The sequence below is a fragment of the Pseudomonas sp. Irchel s3h14 genome, from assembly GCF_900187425.1.
Classification (GTDB): domain Bacteria; phylum Pseudomonadota; class Gammaproteobacteria; order Pseudomonadales; family Pseudomonadaceae; genus Aquipseudomonas.
This window is the reverse complement of record NZ_FYDJ01000013.1, coordinates 122,214-137,534: the sequence shown is the minus strand read 5'-3', so window position 1 is coordinate 137,534 and position 15,321 is coordinate 122,214. Positions and strand designations below refer to the sequence as shown.

General features: G+C 60.0%; 14 protein-coding genes. 5 read left to right on the top strand and 9 right to left on the bottom strand.

All coding sequences use genetic code 11. From position 1 onward, the window contains the following. Positions 1 to 5 precede the first annotated feature (5 nt). The 3 genes from ybeY to miaB all read right to left on the bottom strand — a co-directional run bounded on the left by ybeY (position 6) and on the right by miaB (position 3,059). On the bottom strand, positions 6 to 500 hold the full coding sequence (gene ybeY / locus CKW16_RS22485) for an rRNA maturation RNase YbeY (RefSeq protein ID WP_056744586.1): 495 nt from the start codon (positions 498 to 500) through the stop codon (positions 6 to 8). Continuing rightward, a complete protein-coding gene (locus CKW16_RS22480; protein WP_095130815.1) occupies positions 493 to 1,509 on the bottom strand; it encodes a PhoH family protein in 1,017 nt (338 codons plus the stop codon). Before CKW16_RS22480 ends, ybeY begins: the two co-directional genes overlap by 8 nt. 221 nt (positions 1,510 to 1,730) lie before the next feature. Next, a complete protein-coding gene (gene miaB / locus CKW16_RS22475) occupies positions 1,731 to 3,059 on the bottom strand; it encodes a tRNA (N6-isopentenyl adenosine(37)-C2)-methylthiotransferase MiaB (protein ID WP_176471591.1) in 1,329 nt (442 codons plus the stop codon). Positions 3,060 to 3,193: 134 nt separating this feature from the next. On the opposite strand from miaB, the gene CKW16_RS22470 reads away from it, so the two are divergent. Next, the gene (locus tag CKW16_RS22470; protein WP_007894425.1) at positions 3,194 to 3,523 is read left to right on the top strand and encodes a DUF1820 family protein; all 330 of its coding nucleotides are present in this window, start codon (positions 3,194 to 3,196) and stop codon (positions 3,521 to 3,523) included. Positions 3,524 to 3,646: 123 nt separating this feature from the next. On the opposite strand, the gene CKW16_RS22465 is transcribed toward CKW16_RS22470, so the two are convergent. The 4 genes from CKW16_RS22465 to CKW16_RS22450 all read right to left on the bottom strand — a co-directional run bounded on the left by CKW16_RS22465 (position 3,647) and on the right by CKW16_RS22450 (position 7,195). Next, positions 3,647 to 4,201, bottom strand: coding sequence for a tetratricopeptide repeat protein (locus CKW16_RS22465; protein WP_033054173.1), 555 nt, complete (start codon positions 4,199 to 4,201; stop codon positions 3,647 to 3,649). A 224-nt stretch (positions 4,202 to 4,425) separates the two neighbouring features. Next, positions 4,426 to 5,709 carry a glutamate-1-semialdehyde 2,1-aminomutase gene (hemL, locus tag CKW16_RS22460; RefSeq protein ID WP_095130736.1) on the bottom strand — a complete coding sequence of 428 codons (1,284 nt, stop codon included), beginning with the start codon at positions 5,707 to 5,709 and terminating at the stop codon, positions 4,426 to 4,428. Positions 5,710 to 5,741: 32 nt separating this feature from the next. Further along, on the bottom strand, positions 5,742 to 6,365 hold the full coding sequence (gene thiE, locus CKW16_RS22455; protein ID WP_056744592.1) for a thiamine phosphate synthase: 624 nt from the start codon (positions 6,363 to 6,365) through the stop codon (positions 5,742 to 5,744). A gap of 32 nt (positions 6,366 to 6,397) precedes the next feature. Continuing rightward, positions 6,398 to 7,195, bottom strand: a complete 798-nt coding sequence (locus tag CKW16_RS22450; protein ID WP_095130734.1) for a hydroxymethylpyrimidine/phosphomethylpyrimidine kinase — start codon at positions 7,193 to 7,195, stop codon at positions 6,398 to 6,400. Between the two features lie 423 nt (positions 7,196 to 7,618). Here CKW16_RS22450 and CKW16_RS22445 point away from each other — a divergent pair, with 423 nt between their 5' ends. From CKW16_RS22445 to CKW16_RS22425, 4 genes are all read left to right on the top strand, one after another. After that, on the top strand, positions 7,619 to 10,003 hold the full coding sequence (locus CKW16_RS22445; protein WP_095130732.1) for a hybrid sensor histidine kinase/response regulator: 2,385 nt from the start codon (positions 7,619 to 7,621) through the stop codon (positions 10,001 to 10,003). A gap of 74 nt (positions 10,004 to 10,077) precedes the next feature. Continuing rightward, positions 10,078 to 11,724 carry an acyl-CoA dehydrogenase family protein gene (locus tag CKW16_RS22440; protein WP_095130730.1) on the top strand — a complete coding sequence of 549 codons (1,647 nt, stop codon included), beginning with the start codon at positions 10,078 to 10,080 and terminating at the stop codon, positions 11,722 to 11,724. 176 nt (positions 11,725 to 11,900) lie between these two features. Further along, positions 11,901 to 13,400 (top strand): AMP nucleosidase, encoded by a 1,500-nt coding sequence (amn, locus tag CKW16_RS22435; RefSeq protein ID WP_176471590.1) that lies wholly within the window; start codon positions 11,901 to 11,903, stop codon positions 13,398 to 13,400. Positions 13,401 to 13,736: 336 nt separating this feature from the next. Then, the gene (locus tag CKW16_RS22425) at positions 13,737 to 14,378 is read left to right on the top strand and encodes a pseudouridine synthase (RefSeq protein ID WP_095130726.1); all 642 of its coding nucleotides are present in this window, start codon (positions 13,737 to 13,739) and stop codon (positions 14,376 to 14,378) included. On the opposite strand, the gene CKW16_RS22420 is transcribed toward CKW16_RS22425, so the two are convergent. Then, positions 14,373 to 14,582 carry a DUF2788 domain-containing protein gene (locus CKW16_RS22420; protein WP_007937369.1) on the bottom strand — a complete coding sequence of 70 codons (210 nt, stop codon included), beginning with the start codon at positions 14,580 to 14,582 and terminating at the stop codon, positions 14,373 to 14,375. The genes CKW16_RS22425 and CKW16_RS22420 overlap by 6 nt on opposite strands. A 238-nt stretch (positions 14,583 to 14,820) precedes the next feature. Beyond that, entirely contained in the window at positions 14,821 to 15,300 is a 480-nt protein-coding gene (locus CKW16_RS22415; RefSeq protein ID WP_007937367.1) for an Lrp/AsnC family transcriptional regulator, read from the bottom strand. Positions 15,301 to 15,321 lie beyond the last annotated feature (21 nt).

The following is a 15,321-nucleotide window of genomic DNA, read 5'->3' as shown; positions in this document are numbered from 1 at the left end:
AGCGATTACTCTGAATCCTTTGTTGTAACGATAGGGGATGTGTCTGTTTCGTCGTCCGCATACGGGTCGGGATAGCCCAACTCTGCAAGCAACGTTCGTTCCAGTGCTTCCATTTCTTCGGCTTCATCGTCATCTATATGGTCGTAACCCAGCAGATGCAAGCAGCCGTGAATGACCAGATGAGCCCAATGGGCCTTGAGTGCCTTGCCTTGTTCAGCGGCTTCGCGCTCGACCACCGCCACGCAGATCACCAGATCGCCCAGCAACGGGATATCCAGAAATTCGTCGGGAACGTCTGCGGGGAACGACAGAACGTTAGTGGCGTAATCCTTTTGCCGCCAGGTGTGATTGAGCTCACGACCTTCGGCTTCGTCAACCAGGCGAATGGTCATCTCGGAGTCAGCGGTGCGCTGGCGCAGCGCCAGCTCGCACCATTGGCGGAACTCGGCTTCGCTTGGGGCAGGCGCGTCGGTAGCCAGTTGCAGATCAAGCTCAAGCATCGTGGCGGTTGTCCTTGGACGAGAACTTCGCCGGTTCGTCGGCTACGCGATTCTCGAAGCGCTCGTAGGCTTCGACGATGCGCTGCACCAGTGGATGGCGCACGACGTCTTTGGGCATGAAATGGGTGAAGCTGATTCCCGGTACATCCTTGAGCACTTCGATCACATGGTGCAGGCCGGACTTGGTGCCTTTCGGCAGGTCGACCTGGGTGATGTCACCGGTGATGACTGCCGTGGAACCAAAGCCGATCCGGGTCAGGAACATCTTCATCTGCTCGACGGTGGTGTTCTGGCTTTCGTCGAGGATGATGAAACTGTTGTTCAAGGTGCGACCGCGCATATAGGCCAGCGGCGCAACTTCGATCACCTGACGCTCGATCAGCTTGGCGACGTGTTCGAAGCCGAGCATTTCGTAGAGTGCGTCGTAGAGCGGGCGAAGGTACGGGTCGATCTTCTGCGACAGGTCGCCCGGCAGGAAGCCGAGCTTTTCGCCCGCTTCAACCGCAGGACGCACCAGCAGGATGCGGCGAATCTGTTCGCGTTCCAGCGCGTCTACCGCGCAGGCAACGGCCAGATAGGTCTTGCCGGTACCGGCCGGGCCGATGCCGAAATTGATGTCGTTACCGAGGATTTCCTTCACATAGCGCAACTGATTCAAGCCGCGAGGGCGAATCATGCCTTTTTTGGTGCGCAGGGCGACGGAAGGTTCGGAGGGGGAGACGTTATCCAGCTCTTCGACGGCCGATTCCTGCAGGAACAGGTGAACCATGTCCGGCGACAGCTCGGTACCCTTCGTTTCCCGGTACAGGCGGCGCAGGAGGTTTTCCGCGGAGGTGGTGTGTTTGGGCTCGCCGATCAGTTCGAACTGGTCTCCGCGGTTGCGGATCTCGATATTCAGGCGCTGTTCGATCAAGCGCAGATGCTCGTCGAATTGCCCGCACAGATTGGCGAAGCGGCGAGCTTCAAAAGGCTCGAGGATAAAACGATGTGGTTCTATGGGTGCGTTCAAGGTCGTATTTAGCCGCCCTGGGGCAATTAAGATGAAATCAAGGATAACGCCAGTGGCCTGGGTGCGAAAGGTCTTATACAGACCAATGTTGAACACCGGGCCTGTAGGAGCAAAGCTTGCTCGCGATGGCTGTCTGGCATTCAACATATAAGTTGTCTGACCTGACGCCATCGTCGGAACGCCGCCCGGAGCAAGCTCGGCTCCTACAGTGATGTGCGGTGTTATTGGATCAGCGAGCCCCGCAGCGAGTGTGGCTGAGCGGCGTCGATATGCACATCGGCGAACTGCCCAATCAAGGTCGGATTGTCGCAGCGGAAATTGACGATACGGTTATTCTCGGTCCGGCCTTGCAGTTCGCCGGGGTCCTTTTTCGAATAATCGGTCACCAGGATCCGCTGGATCGAACCGACCATTTGTCGGCTGATCTCGAAGCCTTGCTGGTTCAGGCGATGTTGCAGGGCGTTCAGGCGTTCTTTTTTCAGCGCTTCCGGCGTTTCGTCGGCCAGATCGGCAGCCGGAGTACCCGGGCGCTGGCTATAGACGAACGAGTAGGAGAAGTCGAAACCGACGTCTTCGATCAGCTTCATGGTCTGTTCGAAGTCTTTTTCGGTCTCGCCCGGGAAGCCAACGATGAAGTCCGAGCTGATGCAAATCCCCGGTACGGCAGCACGCAGCTTGCGCAGTTTGGATTTGTATTCCAGCGCGGTGTGGTTGCGCTTCATCGCCGAAAGGATCCGGTCCGAACCCGATTGCACCGGCAAGTGCAGGTGTTTGACCAGTTCCGGCACGTCGGCGTGGGCCTGGATCAGGCTGTCGGAGAACTCCAGCGGGTGTGAGGTGGTGTAACGGATGCGATCGATGCCATCGACGGCGGCGACGACGCGGATCAGTTCGGCCAGGTCAGCCAAACGACCATCATGAGTGGTCCCGCGATAGCCATTGACGTTCTGCCCCAGCAGGGTCACTTCGCGCACGCCGTTTTCAGCCAGGTGGATGATCTCGGCGATCACGTCATCGAAAGGTCGGCTGACTTCTTCACCACGGGTGTAAGGCACCACGCAGAACGTGCAGTATTTGCTGCAGCCTTCCATGACCGATACGTAGGCACTTGGGCCATCGACGCGGGGCTCGGGCAAGTGGTCGAACTTTTCGATTTCCGGGAACGAGACGTCGACTTGCGGCAGTTTGGTAGCGCGGGCGGCATCGATCATTTCCGGCAGGCGGTGCAGGGTCTGCGGGCCGAAGACCACGTCCACGTAAGGGGCACGGTCGCGGATGGCCGCGCCTTCCTGGCTGGCCACGCAACCGCCGACGGCGATGACCATGTCCGGGTTGGCCAGTTTCAGTTCGCGCCAGCGGCCGAGCTGGGAATACACCCTGTCCTGGGCGCGTTCGCGGATCGAGCAGGTATTGAGCAGGATCACGTCGGCATCTTCAGCGCGAGCGGTGACTTCCAGGGCCTGATGTTCGCCCAGCAGATCGACCATGCGCGAGCTGTCGTACTCGTTCATCTGGCAACCGTGGGTTTCGATGTAAAGCTTCTTGGCCATGGAAAGAGTCATCACGTGATTCAAAGAACCGCGCATTATAGGGAACATGTCTCAAGGTTCCTACCGCTGTGCGTCCGGCGGCTATGCTATAGTTCGCGCCCTCATTTTTATCCCCGATGTGTTGCTCGCCCACCATGACCAAACGTGAAGCTCCAATCTACAAGGTGATTTTCCTCAACCAGGGCCAGGTGTACGAAATGTATGCCAAGCAGATCTATCAAAGTGATCTGTGGGGCTTCCTGGAAGTGGAAGAGTTCGTCTTTGGCGAGCGCACGCAAGTGGTCGTCGATCCGAGCGAAGAGAAGCTCAAGGCTCAGTTCGAAGGCGTTGTGCGCAGCTTTGTGCCGATGCATTCGATCGTGCGGATCGACGAGGTCGAGCGCCTCGGCACGCCGAAAATCAGCGAAGCCCGCGGCGCGGTCGGCAATGTCATGCCGTTTCCGATGCCGATGCCTGAGAAGTAAGGCTCAAGATCGAGTCGCCCCCAATCGCGAGCAAGCCCGCTCCCACAGTTGATTTGTGTAAGACGCAGATCAAATGTGGGAGCGGGCTTGCTCGCGAAGGGGTCAGAAAGATCGAAGCGGAATTCAAGGCAGTGGCGAAAACGGCGTACGCCCATCGGCGCTCTGCAATTCCATCAGGTATTTGCGGAAGATTTGCCCCAGCACCTGGGTAGCCACTTCAAGTTCTTCGCGGGGCATTTTCTCGGCGACTTCGTCGGCGGTGTCCAACGCTTCTTCAGCGCCATTGACCGCAGCCATTTTCAGCACGATATACGCCTGAACGTTATTGGCCGGTACGCCTTCGCCGTGGAAGAACATGGAGCCGAGTTTGAATTGCGCCTGAGCATGGCCTTGCAACGAGGCCTTCTCGAAGTAGCCCAAGGCTTTTTTGAGGTCGCGCGGCGTGTTTTTGCCGTCGTAGTAGAACTCGCCCAACTCGTATTGCGCTTGCGCATCCCCTTCATCCGACGCTTTCTGGCAGGCCGCAAGAGCCTGTGCCAGATCTTGCGGCTGAGTATTGAGGGTGCAACGACCCATCGCTGGGATTAACAACGAGTTGCCGCCTGCTTGTGCGAGCGCGAGCAGGGGCTGAAGGAGCAACAGGCAGCCCAATGCAAGGGCGCGGCCGGTGCGGTTCATGGGAATCGACTTACCTCTGAAGGGCGCGCGGACCCGTCGAGGGATCCAATAAGCGCGCATTATGAAATAAGCAGGGCCAACCTTACAAAGTCTTTACTCGTTTTTCTGCTGCGCGGGGAATATATCGCCCGATTTGCGGGGGATTCTCAGCAGAAGCGTAGGAATGAGGGTGGGAATGCGGGTAAAAGCTGACGCTGGCAATCGCCAACGTCAGCGAGACAGCGTTACTTCAATGCAGCAAATGCACGCTCGGCGGCATCCAGCGTCAGTTTCAGCTCGGCGTCGCCGTGGGCGATCGAGGTGAAGCCGGCTTCGAAGGCGCTCGGCGCCAGGTACACGCCGCCTTCGAGCATCAGGTGGAAGAAGCGCCCGAACAGGGCGGCGTCGCTGGCCATCACATCGTCGAAGGTCACGATGTCGTCGGCGCCGCTGAAGTACAGACCGAACATACCGCCGGCCTGTGTGGTCACGAACGGAATACCCGCGGCATCGGCGCGCTGTTGCAGGCCATCGAGCAGGCGACTGGTGTAGTCAGTCAACTCGGCGTGGAAACCCGGGCGGCTGATCAGGCGCAGGGTCGTCAAGCCGGCAGCCATGGCCAACGGGTTACCCGACAAGGTGCCAGCCTGATAGACCGGGCCCAATGGCGCGATGTGCGACATGATTTCACGCTTGCCGCCGAAGCAGCCAACCGGCATGCCGCCACCGATGATTTTGCCGAAGGTGGTCAGGTCTGGCTTCACACCGTAGTGGGCTTGTGCACCGCCAAGGGCGACACGGAAACCGGTCATCACTTCGTCGAAAATCAGCACCACGCCATGCTTGTCGCACAGGGTGCGCAGGCCTTCGAGGAAACCTGGCGCCGGCGGTACGCAGTTCATGTTGCCGGCCACTGGCTCGACGATGATGCACGCCACGTCCTGGCCGACTTCGGCGAGCATGGTTTCAACCGCATCAATGTCGTTGAACGGCAGGGTCAGGGTGTGTTTGGCAAAGGCCGCCGGCACACCGGCCGAGCTCGGCACGCCTTGGGTCAGGGCGCCGGAACCGGCCTTGACCAGCAGGCTGTCGGAGTGACCGTGGTAGCAGCCTTCGAACTTGATGATGCTGTCGCGGCCGGTGAAACCACGGGCCAGACGGATAGCGCTCATGGTCGCTTCGGTACCGGAGCTGACCATGCGCACCATTTCCATCGATGGCACGATCGAGCAGACCAGATCCGCCATCTGGGTTTCCATCTCGGTCGGCGCGCCGTAGGACAGTCCGTGCTCAAGTTGTTTGCGCACGGCGTCCAGCACGTCGGGGTGGCTGTGGCCGAGAATCATCGGCCCCCAGGAACCGACGTAATCCACATAACGCTTGTTGTCTTCGTCGGTGACGTAGGCGCCTTCGGCGTGCTTGAAGAACAACGGCGTGCCGCCAACGCTCTTGAACGCGCGAACAGGCGAGTTCACGCCACCGGGAATGTGTTTCTGGGCATTGGCAAACAGCGTTTCGGAACGAGACATGATCGGGCTCTCAAATCAGATTTTTAAGCTACTTAAATAGAAAGCAGGGCGTTGAATGCGCGGGCGCGGCGTGTCACTTCAGCCGTGCTCTCGGCGCCAAACAGACCATGGACCACCGCCAATAGATCGACCCCGTGGGCCACCAGTGGCGCGGCGTTTTCCAGGGTGATACCGCCAATCGCGCAGATCGGCAGGTGCAGTTTGCTGCGGGCCTGGTCAAGTAATTCGAGGCTGCAAGTCGGTGCGCCGGGCTTGGTGTTGGAGTTGAAGAAACGACCGAAGGCGACGTAACTGGCGCCTTCCTTGGCCGCTTGCTCGGCGAGTTCGAGTTGCGCGTGGCAGGTCGAGCCGATGATCGCCTGGCGACCGAGCAGTGCCCGAACCGGCATCAGCGGGCCGTCGGTCTGGCCCAGGTGCACGCCGACGTTCAGGCGAGCAGCCAGTTCGGCATCGTCGTTGATGATCAACTGGGTCTTGTAGCGTTCGCACAGATCGCGCAAGGCTTCGGCCTCGCGCAGACGGCGGGCCTCGTCGCTGCTCTTGTCGCGGTATTGCAGCAGGGTGACGCCGCCTTCCAGCGCCGCCTCCACGTACGAAAGAAATTTACCTGCCAGCAGTTGGCTATCGGTGATGGCGTACAGGCCACGTAGCTTCATCGGGCAATCCTTTTTGCTTTACGCATGGACAGTTATGAACAGAAATCCAGCGGCAGGCGGCGTGGCACGAACTGGCCTTTGCCCAACTGCTCCGCATCACGCAGGGTGCGCCACGTGTAGTTAAGCGCGGTCTGCACGGCACTGACGAGATTTTCACCCTGGGCCAGACGACCGGCCAAAGCGCTGGCCAAGGTGCAACCGGAGCCGTGATAACTGCCGGGCAAGCGCTGGCAGGTGAAGGTTTCGCGGTGACCGTCGCGGCTGTACAGGCGATTGTGGATTTCGTGTTCATCGCCATGGCCGCCGGTGATCAGCAGGTGTTTGACGAATGGCAGGAGTTTTTCAGCGCACTCGTCCGCGGTGCCTTCGGGCAGTTCGGCGAGGATGCGGGCTTCGGGAAGGTTAGGGGTGGCGATGATCGACAGAGGCAGCAGGCGCTCGCGCATGGCGTAGCCGACTTCGTCCTTGCCCAGCCGTCCGCCGCCACCGGCGCGCAGCACCGGGTCGCAGACCACCGGCAAATGCGGGTGCGCCGACAACAGTTCGACCACGGTGTCGACCATTTCCAGGGAACCGAGCATGCCCAGTTTCACCGCTGCGACCGTCGAGTCGTTGAGCACGGCATTGGCCTGGGCCAACACCCACTCACGGTCGAGGACGCGGAAGTCAGTGACGTTGACCGTGTCTTGCACGGTCAGGGCGGTGACGGCCGGGGCCGCATGACAACCCTGAGCGAGCAGGGCTTCGATATCTGCCTGCAAGCCGGCGCCACCACTTGGGTCGTGGCCGGAGAGACAGAGGACAACGGGGCGAGAGCTGTAGATATTCATGGTGCGCGAGCTTACCACCAGTCGACCAGCGAGTCATGATGGACCCTGTAGCAGCTGGCGAAGCCTGCGTTCGGTTCGGGCCGCGTTCGGACGTAGCAGTCGTAAATCCTGAACACGCGGTCTGCCTGATACACCGCAGCGACTGACTACACGACTGCTGCGCAGCCGAACGCAGGCTTCGCCAGCTGCTACAGGAATTAGGGCGTTGTCACAAACTGACCGGCGAAACAGCTCTAGCCCAATGCATTGAGCTGGAACGCCCGTTCTAGAGCCTTTGTAGGAAAAATTTCAATGGTGTTCAATGGCCACCAACGGCTATGCTAGAGTGGATCCAAACCAATAACAGGTAATACCGGTTTTACGTCTACTCAAAAGGAATGAGGGGCTTCCTGAGATAACCGGACAGGCCACGCTGGGGCTTAAATGCGCTATTTGCTGATGTTGCTGTTGTGCTTGCCCCTCATGGCGAGTGCAGTCGAATTCGACGAATTCACTCAAAGCCTTCCCCTGGGCCGAACCTTGCAAGTGTTCGAAGACGCGGGTGGTCAGGCGACCATCGCCGATGTCCGTGCACAAGCAGCGGCCGGAAACTTCAAACCCCACGACAAAGCCACCCTCAACGCCGGTTACTCGCGTTCAGTGTTCTGGCTGAAAATCGACCTGCATTACCGCCCGAACAACCCCGCGGTGCAGCACACCTGGTTGCTGGAACTGGCCTATCCGCCCCTTGATCACATTGATCTCTATTTGCCCGATGCGGCCGGTGGCTATCAACTGGCACGCCAGACCGGCGATGCCTTGCCGTTCGACAGTCGCGAGATCCGCCAGAACAACTACCTGTTCGATTTGAACTTCACCCCTGATCAAGCGCAAACCCTGTACCTGCGCCTGCAGAGTGAAGGATCGATCCAGGCGCCGGTCACCCTGTGGTCGAGCACTGCCTACCTGGAAGAGCAACCGATCCGACTGTATGTGCTGGGGCTGATCTACGGCGTGTTGCTGGGGATGCTGGTGTACAACCTGTTCATCTATCTCAGTGTGCGCGATACCAGCTACCTCTATTACATCTTCTATATCGCCTCGTTCGGCTTGTATCAGCTGTCAGTGAACGGCGCGGCCGTGGAGTATTTCTGGCCGAACAATCCCTGGTGGGCCAATGCCGCGACGCCGTTTTTCATCGGTTGTTCAGGACTGTTCGGCAGCCAGTTCGCGCGCAGCTTCTTGCAGACGGTAACCCTCAGTCGTTGGCTTGACCGCTTACTGTTGGCGTTGATTGCGTTTAGCGCGGTGGTGGTCGGGTTGTCGTTGATGACCAGTTACGCCCTGGCCCTGCGCCTGGCGACGACGCTGGCACTGACCTTCACCGTAGTGATTTTTGCCGCCGGGATTTTCGCCTGGCTGCGTGGCCTGCGAGTGGCGCGTTATTTCATCATTGCCTGGTCGGCGTTTTTACTCGGCGGCATCGTCAACACCCTGATGGTGCTGGGTTACCTGCCCAACGTGTTCCTGACCATGTATTCCAGCCAGATCGGCTCGGCGATTGAAGTGGCGCTGCTGTCCCTGGCGCTGGCCGATCGCATCAACGCCATGCGCGAGCAACAGGCGCAGACCCTGTTCGATGCCGGTCAAACGCTTGAAGTGCTGAACCAGCAACTGGCTCACAGTAACAAGCTCAAGGACGAATTCCTCGCCACCCTGACCCACGAATTGCGTACGCCCATGAACGGTGTGATCGGCTCGCTGGAACTGATGCAGACGGTCGAGATGGACCCGGAGCTGGAGCAATATCAGCAAACGGCTGCCGGTTCGGCGCGAGACATGATGCGCATGGTCAACGGCATCCTCACCCTGACCGAGTTGCAGGCCGGCAAGCTCAAGACCTATCCGGCCGTTTTCAGTTTGCGCGGCGTGGTCGAGGCTTTGCGCCTGCAGTTCGAGGACAACGCGTTGAGCAAGTCGCTGGACTTCAAAGTCGAGGTTGCGCCGGGGCTGCCGGATCGCTTGCACGGCGACAGCGCCAAGTTGGCGCAATGCCTGGAATGCCTGCTGGATAACGCAATCAAGTTCACTCGGGTCGGCGGACTGGCGCTGCGGGTGACGGGTAACCCCGTGGCGCCCGACCGACTGGCGCTGTCCTTTGCGGTGATCGACACCGGCATCGGCTTCACCGATCTGGGGGAGGCGACACTGTATCAGCGGTTCTTCCAGCTCGACGGCTCGATGACCCGTGAATACGGTGGTCTGGGTGTTGGCCTGGCGATCTGTCGGCAACTGGTCGAATTGCTCGGTGGAAAACTGACCCACCGCTCCGAGCTTGGTCGTGGCAGCCGCTTCCAGCTCGACGTCGAGTTCGAACTGCCCGTAGTAGAACGGCCGTCAGTGCCCTTGATGCCCCGGGAATTTCCTCGCCTGCGACTGCCTCAGGACTGCACCGTCCTGCTGGTCGATGACAACAGCATCAATCAGTTGGTAATGCGCGGCATGTTGCTCAAGCTTGGGTTCCGGGTGCGCACCGCCGACAACGGGGCTGCCGCGCTCGATCACTTGCAGCGCGAAACCTTCGATGCGGTATTGCTCGATTGCCAGCTTCCATCTCTGGGTGGCGCGTCCCTCTGTTGCCAGATCCGCGCGTTGCCGGGCTGCGCCGAACTGCCGGTATTCGTGATTGCCTTGAGCATTGATCGGGAACGCTGCCCAACCGGGGCCTTGATCGATTACCTGAGCAAACCGGTGAAATTCGAGGACCTGCAGGCAGCGCTCTATCGGCGGGTGCTGTGTCCAAGGCAAGGCGAAAGCGCCGACAATTAGGCAGATATGACACTTTGTTCGGCCGGGGGGCGGTGCTTAACTGAAGTTCCTTGGCTGACCAAAGGAGCCCCGTCATGAACCTGCATCAGTTCGCCGAAACCCACGAAGTCACCAACCAGCCACCGTCGCTGGACGGCGCCAACCTGTATCGCATCGACCTGCCGTTGCAGGAGTGGTCGCGGCGTTTCGGGGCCGGGTGGGCCGAGTCGCGAATCGACGCTTACGGCGCACTGGCCGGCGGGCCGCTGATGGAAGCGGGGTTCCTGGCCAATCAGAACAAGCCCGTTTTCAGCAGCCATGACCGTTACGGCCATCGCATCGATCTGGTGGAATTTCACCCGGCCTATCACGAGTTGATGCGCACGGCGGTCGAGCACGGTTTGACGTCGTTGCCTTGGGCGCACCCGCAGTCCGGCGCCCACGTCGCCCGCGCCTCCATGACCTACCTGCACAGCCAGGCCGAAGCCGGTAGTGGTTGCCCTCTGACCATGACCTTCGCCAGCGTCCCGGCGATGCGCCTGCAACCGGATCTGGCGGAGCAATGGCTGCCGAAAATCCTCTCTACCGAATACGATCCGCGCAACGTCGGCATGGCCCACAAGGCCGGGGTCACCATCGGCATGGCGATGACCGAGAAGCAGGGCGGCACCGACGTGCGGGCCAACACCACCAAGGCTTTTCCGGTCGGCGCCAGTGGTCCGGGCCAGGCGTATGAGCTGGTGGGCCACAAATGGTTCTGTTCGGCACCGATGTGCGATGCCTTCCTCACCCTGGCCCAGACTGACAAGGGTTTGACCTGTTTCCTGCTGCCGCGCCATCGCCCGGACGACACGCGCAATCAGTTCTACATACAGCGCCTGAAGAACAAACTTGGCAATTGCTCCAACGCTTCCAGCGAAGTGGAGTTCCGTGGTGCGCTGGCGTGGATGGTCGGCGAGGAGGGACGCGGCGTTCCGACCATCATCGAAATGGTCGCCATGACCCGCTTTGATTGCATGGTCGGTTCCAGTTCGCTGATGCGCCAGGCCCTGACCCAGGCCAGCCACCACTGCGCTCACCGCAAGGTCGGCGGCAAATTGCTCAGCGAACAACCCTTGATGCAGAACGTACTGGCCGACCTGGCCCTGGAAAGCGAAGCCGCCCTGGCCTTGAGCCTGCGCATGGGCCAGGCGCTGGATCATCTGGGTGACGACCATGAAGCTAAATTCGCCCGGCTGGTCACAGCGGTGGGCAAGTACTGGATCTGCAAACGCGCGCCCGGAATGATCAACGAAGCTGCCGAATGCATGGGCGGCGCCGGTTATGTCGAAGACAGCATCCTGCCTCGGTTGTACCGTGAGGCACCGGTCAATTCGACGTGGGAAGGTTCCGGCAACGTGCAATGCCTCGACGTGCTGCGAGCGTTGTCGAAGGAGCCGGGTGTGCTCGACGTACTGTTCAGCGAATTGGGTGATGGTCATGGCGACAAGCGCCTGGCCGCACACATCACTCAATTGCAGACAGCGTTCAAGGACACCAGCGACATTCAATACCGCGCCCGTCAGCTCACCGAAGACATCGCCTTGGGCCTTCAGGCCAAGCTGTTGCTGGAGGCGGGCAACGGCGCCGTTAGTGATGCCTTCATTGCGAGTCGCCTGGGTTCGGCCGGTCGGGTGTATGGCGCGTTGCCACGTGGGCTGGAGGTGGAAGCGATTGTCGCGAGGTCTACGCCGCTTCTATGATCGACACCGGATCCCTGTGGGAGCGGGCTTGCTCGCGAAAGCGGTTTGTCAGTCACATCAATTTTGAATGTACCGCAGCATTCGCGAGCAAGCCCGCTCCCACATTGGATTGATGGTGTGCATAGCATCTGTGAATCAACACTCCACTGTTCCCGTGAAGCGATGATGCAGGCAAGATGAAGGCCTGCAAGTCAGAACACAGGATGCTGATCGTGACCGAAGCTTTTATTGTCGTTCAAACCGCCGAGCAAGCCGTGGACCGGCTTGCGCTCTTGCACAATCGTGCAACCACCGCGCTGAACCAGGCGCTCAAGCGTTACCTCAAGGATCGAGTCGAACCGGACGCCGAACAGCGTGCGATGTTTCGTTATCCCGAACTGCGTCTGACCTACCATTGCCAGGGCGAAGTCCCACAGACCACTCGCGCCTACGCCAAGGTTCAGCTACCGGGGACTTACAGCGTCACCGTCACTCATCCCGCCGCCTTCCGTAAATACCTGCTGGAACAGCTGGTGCCGCTGATGCACGACTTTACCGTGACGGTGGAGGTCGGCATCAGCCAGCAAAATATTCCTTATCCGTACGTGGTTGAGCAGGGCGAAGAACTGGCCGGCTCCGGCGTCACCGCTGCCGTGCTGGCGCGGGTGTTCCCGAGTACCGATTTGTCTGCCGCGACCGATGGCATCGCCGACGGTTTGTACGATTGGGAAAATACCGACCCGCTGCCGCTGGCCCTGTTCGACGCCGCGCGGGTGGATTTTTCCTTGCGCCGTCTGGTGCATTACACCGGCAGCGACTGGCGTCATGTGCAGCCATGGATTCTGCTGACCAACTACCACCGCTACGTTGACCAGTTCATCGTCCATGGCCTGGAACAGTTGCGCAGCGATCCGCGCTTCGTGCGCATGGTTCTGCCGGGCAACGTGATCATCGAAAAGAGCATGGACCACGGCGAAGCCTCGGCGATTGCCGCCGGTGTGGTTTGGCATCGCTACCAAATGCCGGCCTATCACCTGATCGCCAGCGACGGCCACGGCGTGACCCTGGTGAACATCGGCGTCGGCCCGTCCAACGCCAAGAACATCACCGACCACCTGGCGGTACTGCGTCCGCATTGCTGGCTGATGATCGGCCACTGTGGCGGCTTGCGTCAGTCGCAGACCATTGGCGACTACGTGCTGGCGCACGCTTACATGCGCCGCGACGGGATTCTCGATCGGGTCGTGCCGCCGAATATTCCGATTCCGGCCTTGGCCGAAGTGCAGATGGCGTTGCAGCAAGCGGCGGCCAATATCACTGGCGAGAAGGGCGACGAGCTGAAAAAGCGCCTGCGCACCGGCACCGTACTGACCTACGATGACCGTAACTGGGAATTGCGCTGGGCTCAGGAACGTCCGCTGATCAACCTGTCTCGCGCCGTGGCAGTGGACATGGAAAGCGGCACCATCGCAGCGCAAGGTTATCGCTTGCGGGTTCCGTACGGCACGTTGCTCTGTGTTTCGGATAAACCGTTGCACAGCGAAATCAAACTGCCGGGTTCGGCCAACGCCTTCTATGAACGCGCGGTCAGCCAGCACTTGAAGATCGGCATCGAGGCGGTGGATCTGTTGCGCACCGAACTCAACTCGCTGCACTCGCGCAAACTGCGCAGCTTCGACGAGCCGCCGTTCCGCTAACGGTTTGTCGTGGTCATTTGGCGGTCAGGGCAGGGCGTGCCATCGATTATTTCCACTGCCGCGCCGGGTCTGCTGTTGCGCAGGGCAAGGCGCGAGGAGCGTTGTTTGGTCATTCCAAATAAGCTCCGAGCAACGCAGCCCTGCGCAACAGCAGGCCCGGCCCTTCGGGTTGTGCCTTAAAGCGGGCCAGGCTGCGTTGCAGGCCTTGGAAAGGGAGCGACCATTCCCAGCGGCCTGCGCCTTGCCTGGCCCGCTTTAAGGCGACAACGCGGCGGTGGAAATAATCGATGGCACGCCCTAGCATTAGCAGCCCTGACCGTTAGATGTTCCTTTCCCATGTCTCGTCCTCAACGTCCCGTTTCCCGCCGCCCTGGCGTGAAGCCTGCGCCATCGTCCTCAGCCCCGCGCCGTGTCGCCAAAGCGCCGCCGGCCGAGCCGAAGCTGATTCTGTTCAACAAACCGTTCGACGTGCTGACGCAATTCAGCGACGGAGAAGGGCGGGCGACGCTCAAGGACTACATCGAGATTCCCGGGATTTACCCGGCAGGACGGCTGGATCGCGACAGCGAAGGTTTGCTGCTGCTGACCAATGATGGCCAGCTCCAGGCGCGGATTGCCGACCCGAAACACAAACTGGCCAAGACCTATTGGGTGCAGGTGGAAGGCGAGCCGAGCGCCGAGCAATTGCAGCGTTTGCGCGATGGTGTCGAACTGAATGACGGCATGACCTTGCCGGCCGAGGCGCGGCAACTGGAAGAGCCAGAACTATGGCCACGCAACCCGCCCGTACGCTTTCGCAAAAGTGTGCCGACCAGTTGGCTGGAGCTGGTGATTCGCGAGGGGCGTAACCGTCAGGTACGGCGCATGACCGCAGCGGTCGGCTTGCCGACGTTGCGGCTGGTGCGGGTCAAAATCGGCGACTGGTCGATCGAAGGGCTCGATCAGGGCCAGTGGAAGGAAGTGCCGGCGCGTTTATAACGTGCCGGATTCGATCAGGCCGATGACCACACTTTTGATCACGAACGCGGCGACGCCCAAGCCGAGTACGAAGAACAGGATGAACGAGCCAAAGCGTCCGGCCTTGGATTTCTTCGCCAGATCCCAGACGATGAAACCCATGAAAATGATCAGGATGCTGACCAGTCCGGTCATCATCCACTCTTCGAATACTGCAGGATCCATCGAACATCTCCAGCGCGGGCGGGGCTAAAAGGCGCTGGAGTATACGTCATGGGCTATTGGCGAAGTATTGACCTGCGGCAGCGTGTCGCAGCTATTCGTCGCCCTGGGCAGTGATCGTTCCCACGCTCTGCGTGGGAATGCATCCTGTGACGCTCTGCGTCACGATTCACAGCGGACGCGGAGCGTCCATGGCGGCATTCCCACGCAGAGCGTGGGAACGATCAGTTTCGGTGATGGTTTAGCTACGCAGATGAGTCAGCGGCAACTCAGTACTGTTGAGCACCTGATTCAACACAAAACTCGACCGAACACTGGTCACCCCTTCAATCCGGGTGAGGTGTCCCAGTAGCAATTTCTGATAATGATCCATGTCCGGCACGACGACCTTGAGCTGGTAGTCGGCATCCATCCCGGTCACCAGGCTGCATTCCAGCACCTGCGGCAACGTACGAATCGCCGCTTCGAAGTTCTCGAACCGCTCTGGCGTATGGCGGTCCATACCGATCAACACGTAAGCAGTCAGACTCAGGCCGAGCATCTTGCGGTCCAGCAGCGCTACCTGCCGGGAGATGTAACCGTCATCTTCCAGCTGCTTGACCCGCCGCGAGCATGGCGAGGGGGACAGGCCGATGCGTTCGGCCAGCTCCTGGTTGGAGATGCGCGCGTCACGCTGCAATTCCGCCAAAATGCTCAGGTCGTATCGGTCGAGTTTGCTCATCAATCAGGCCTTTGTCATAAC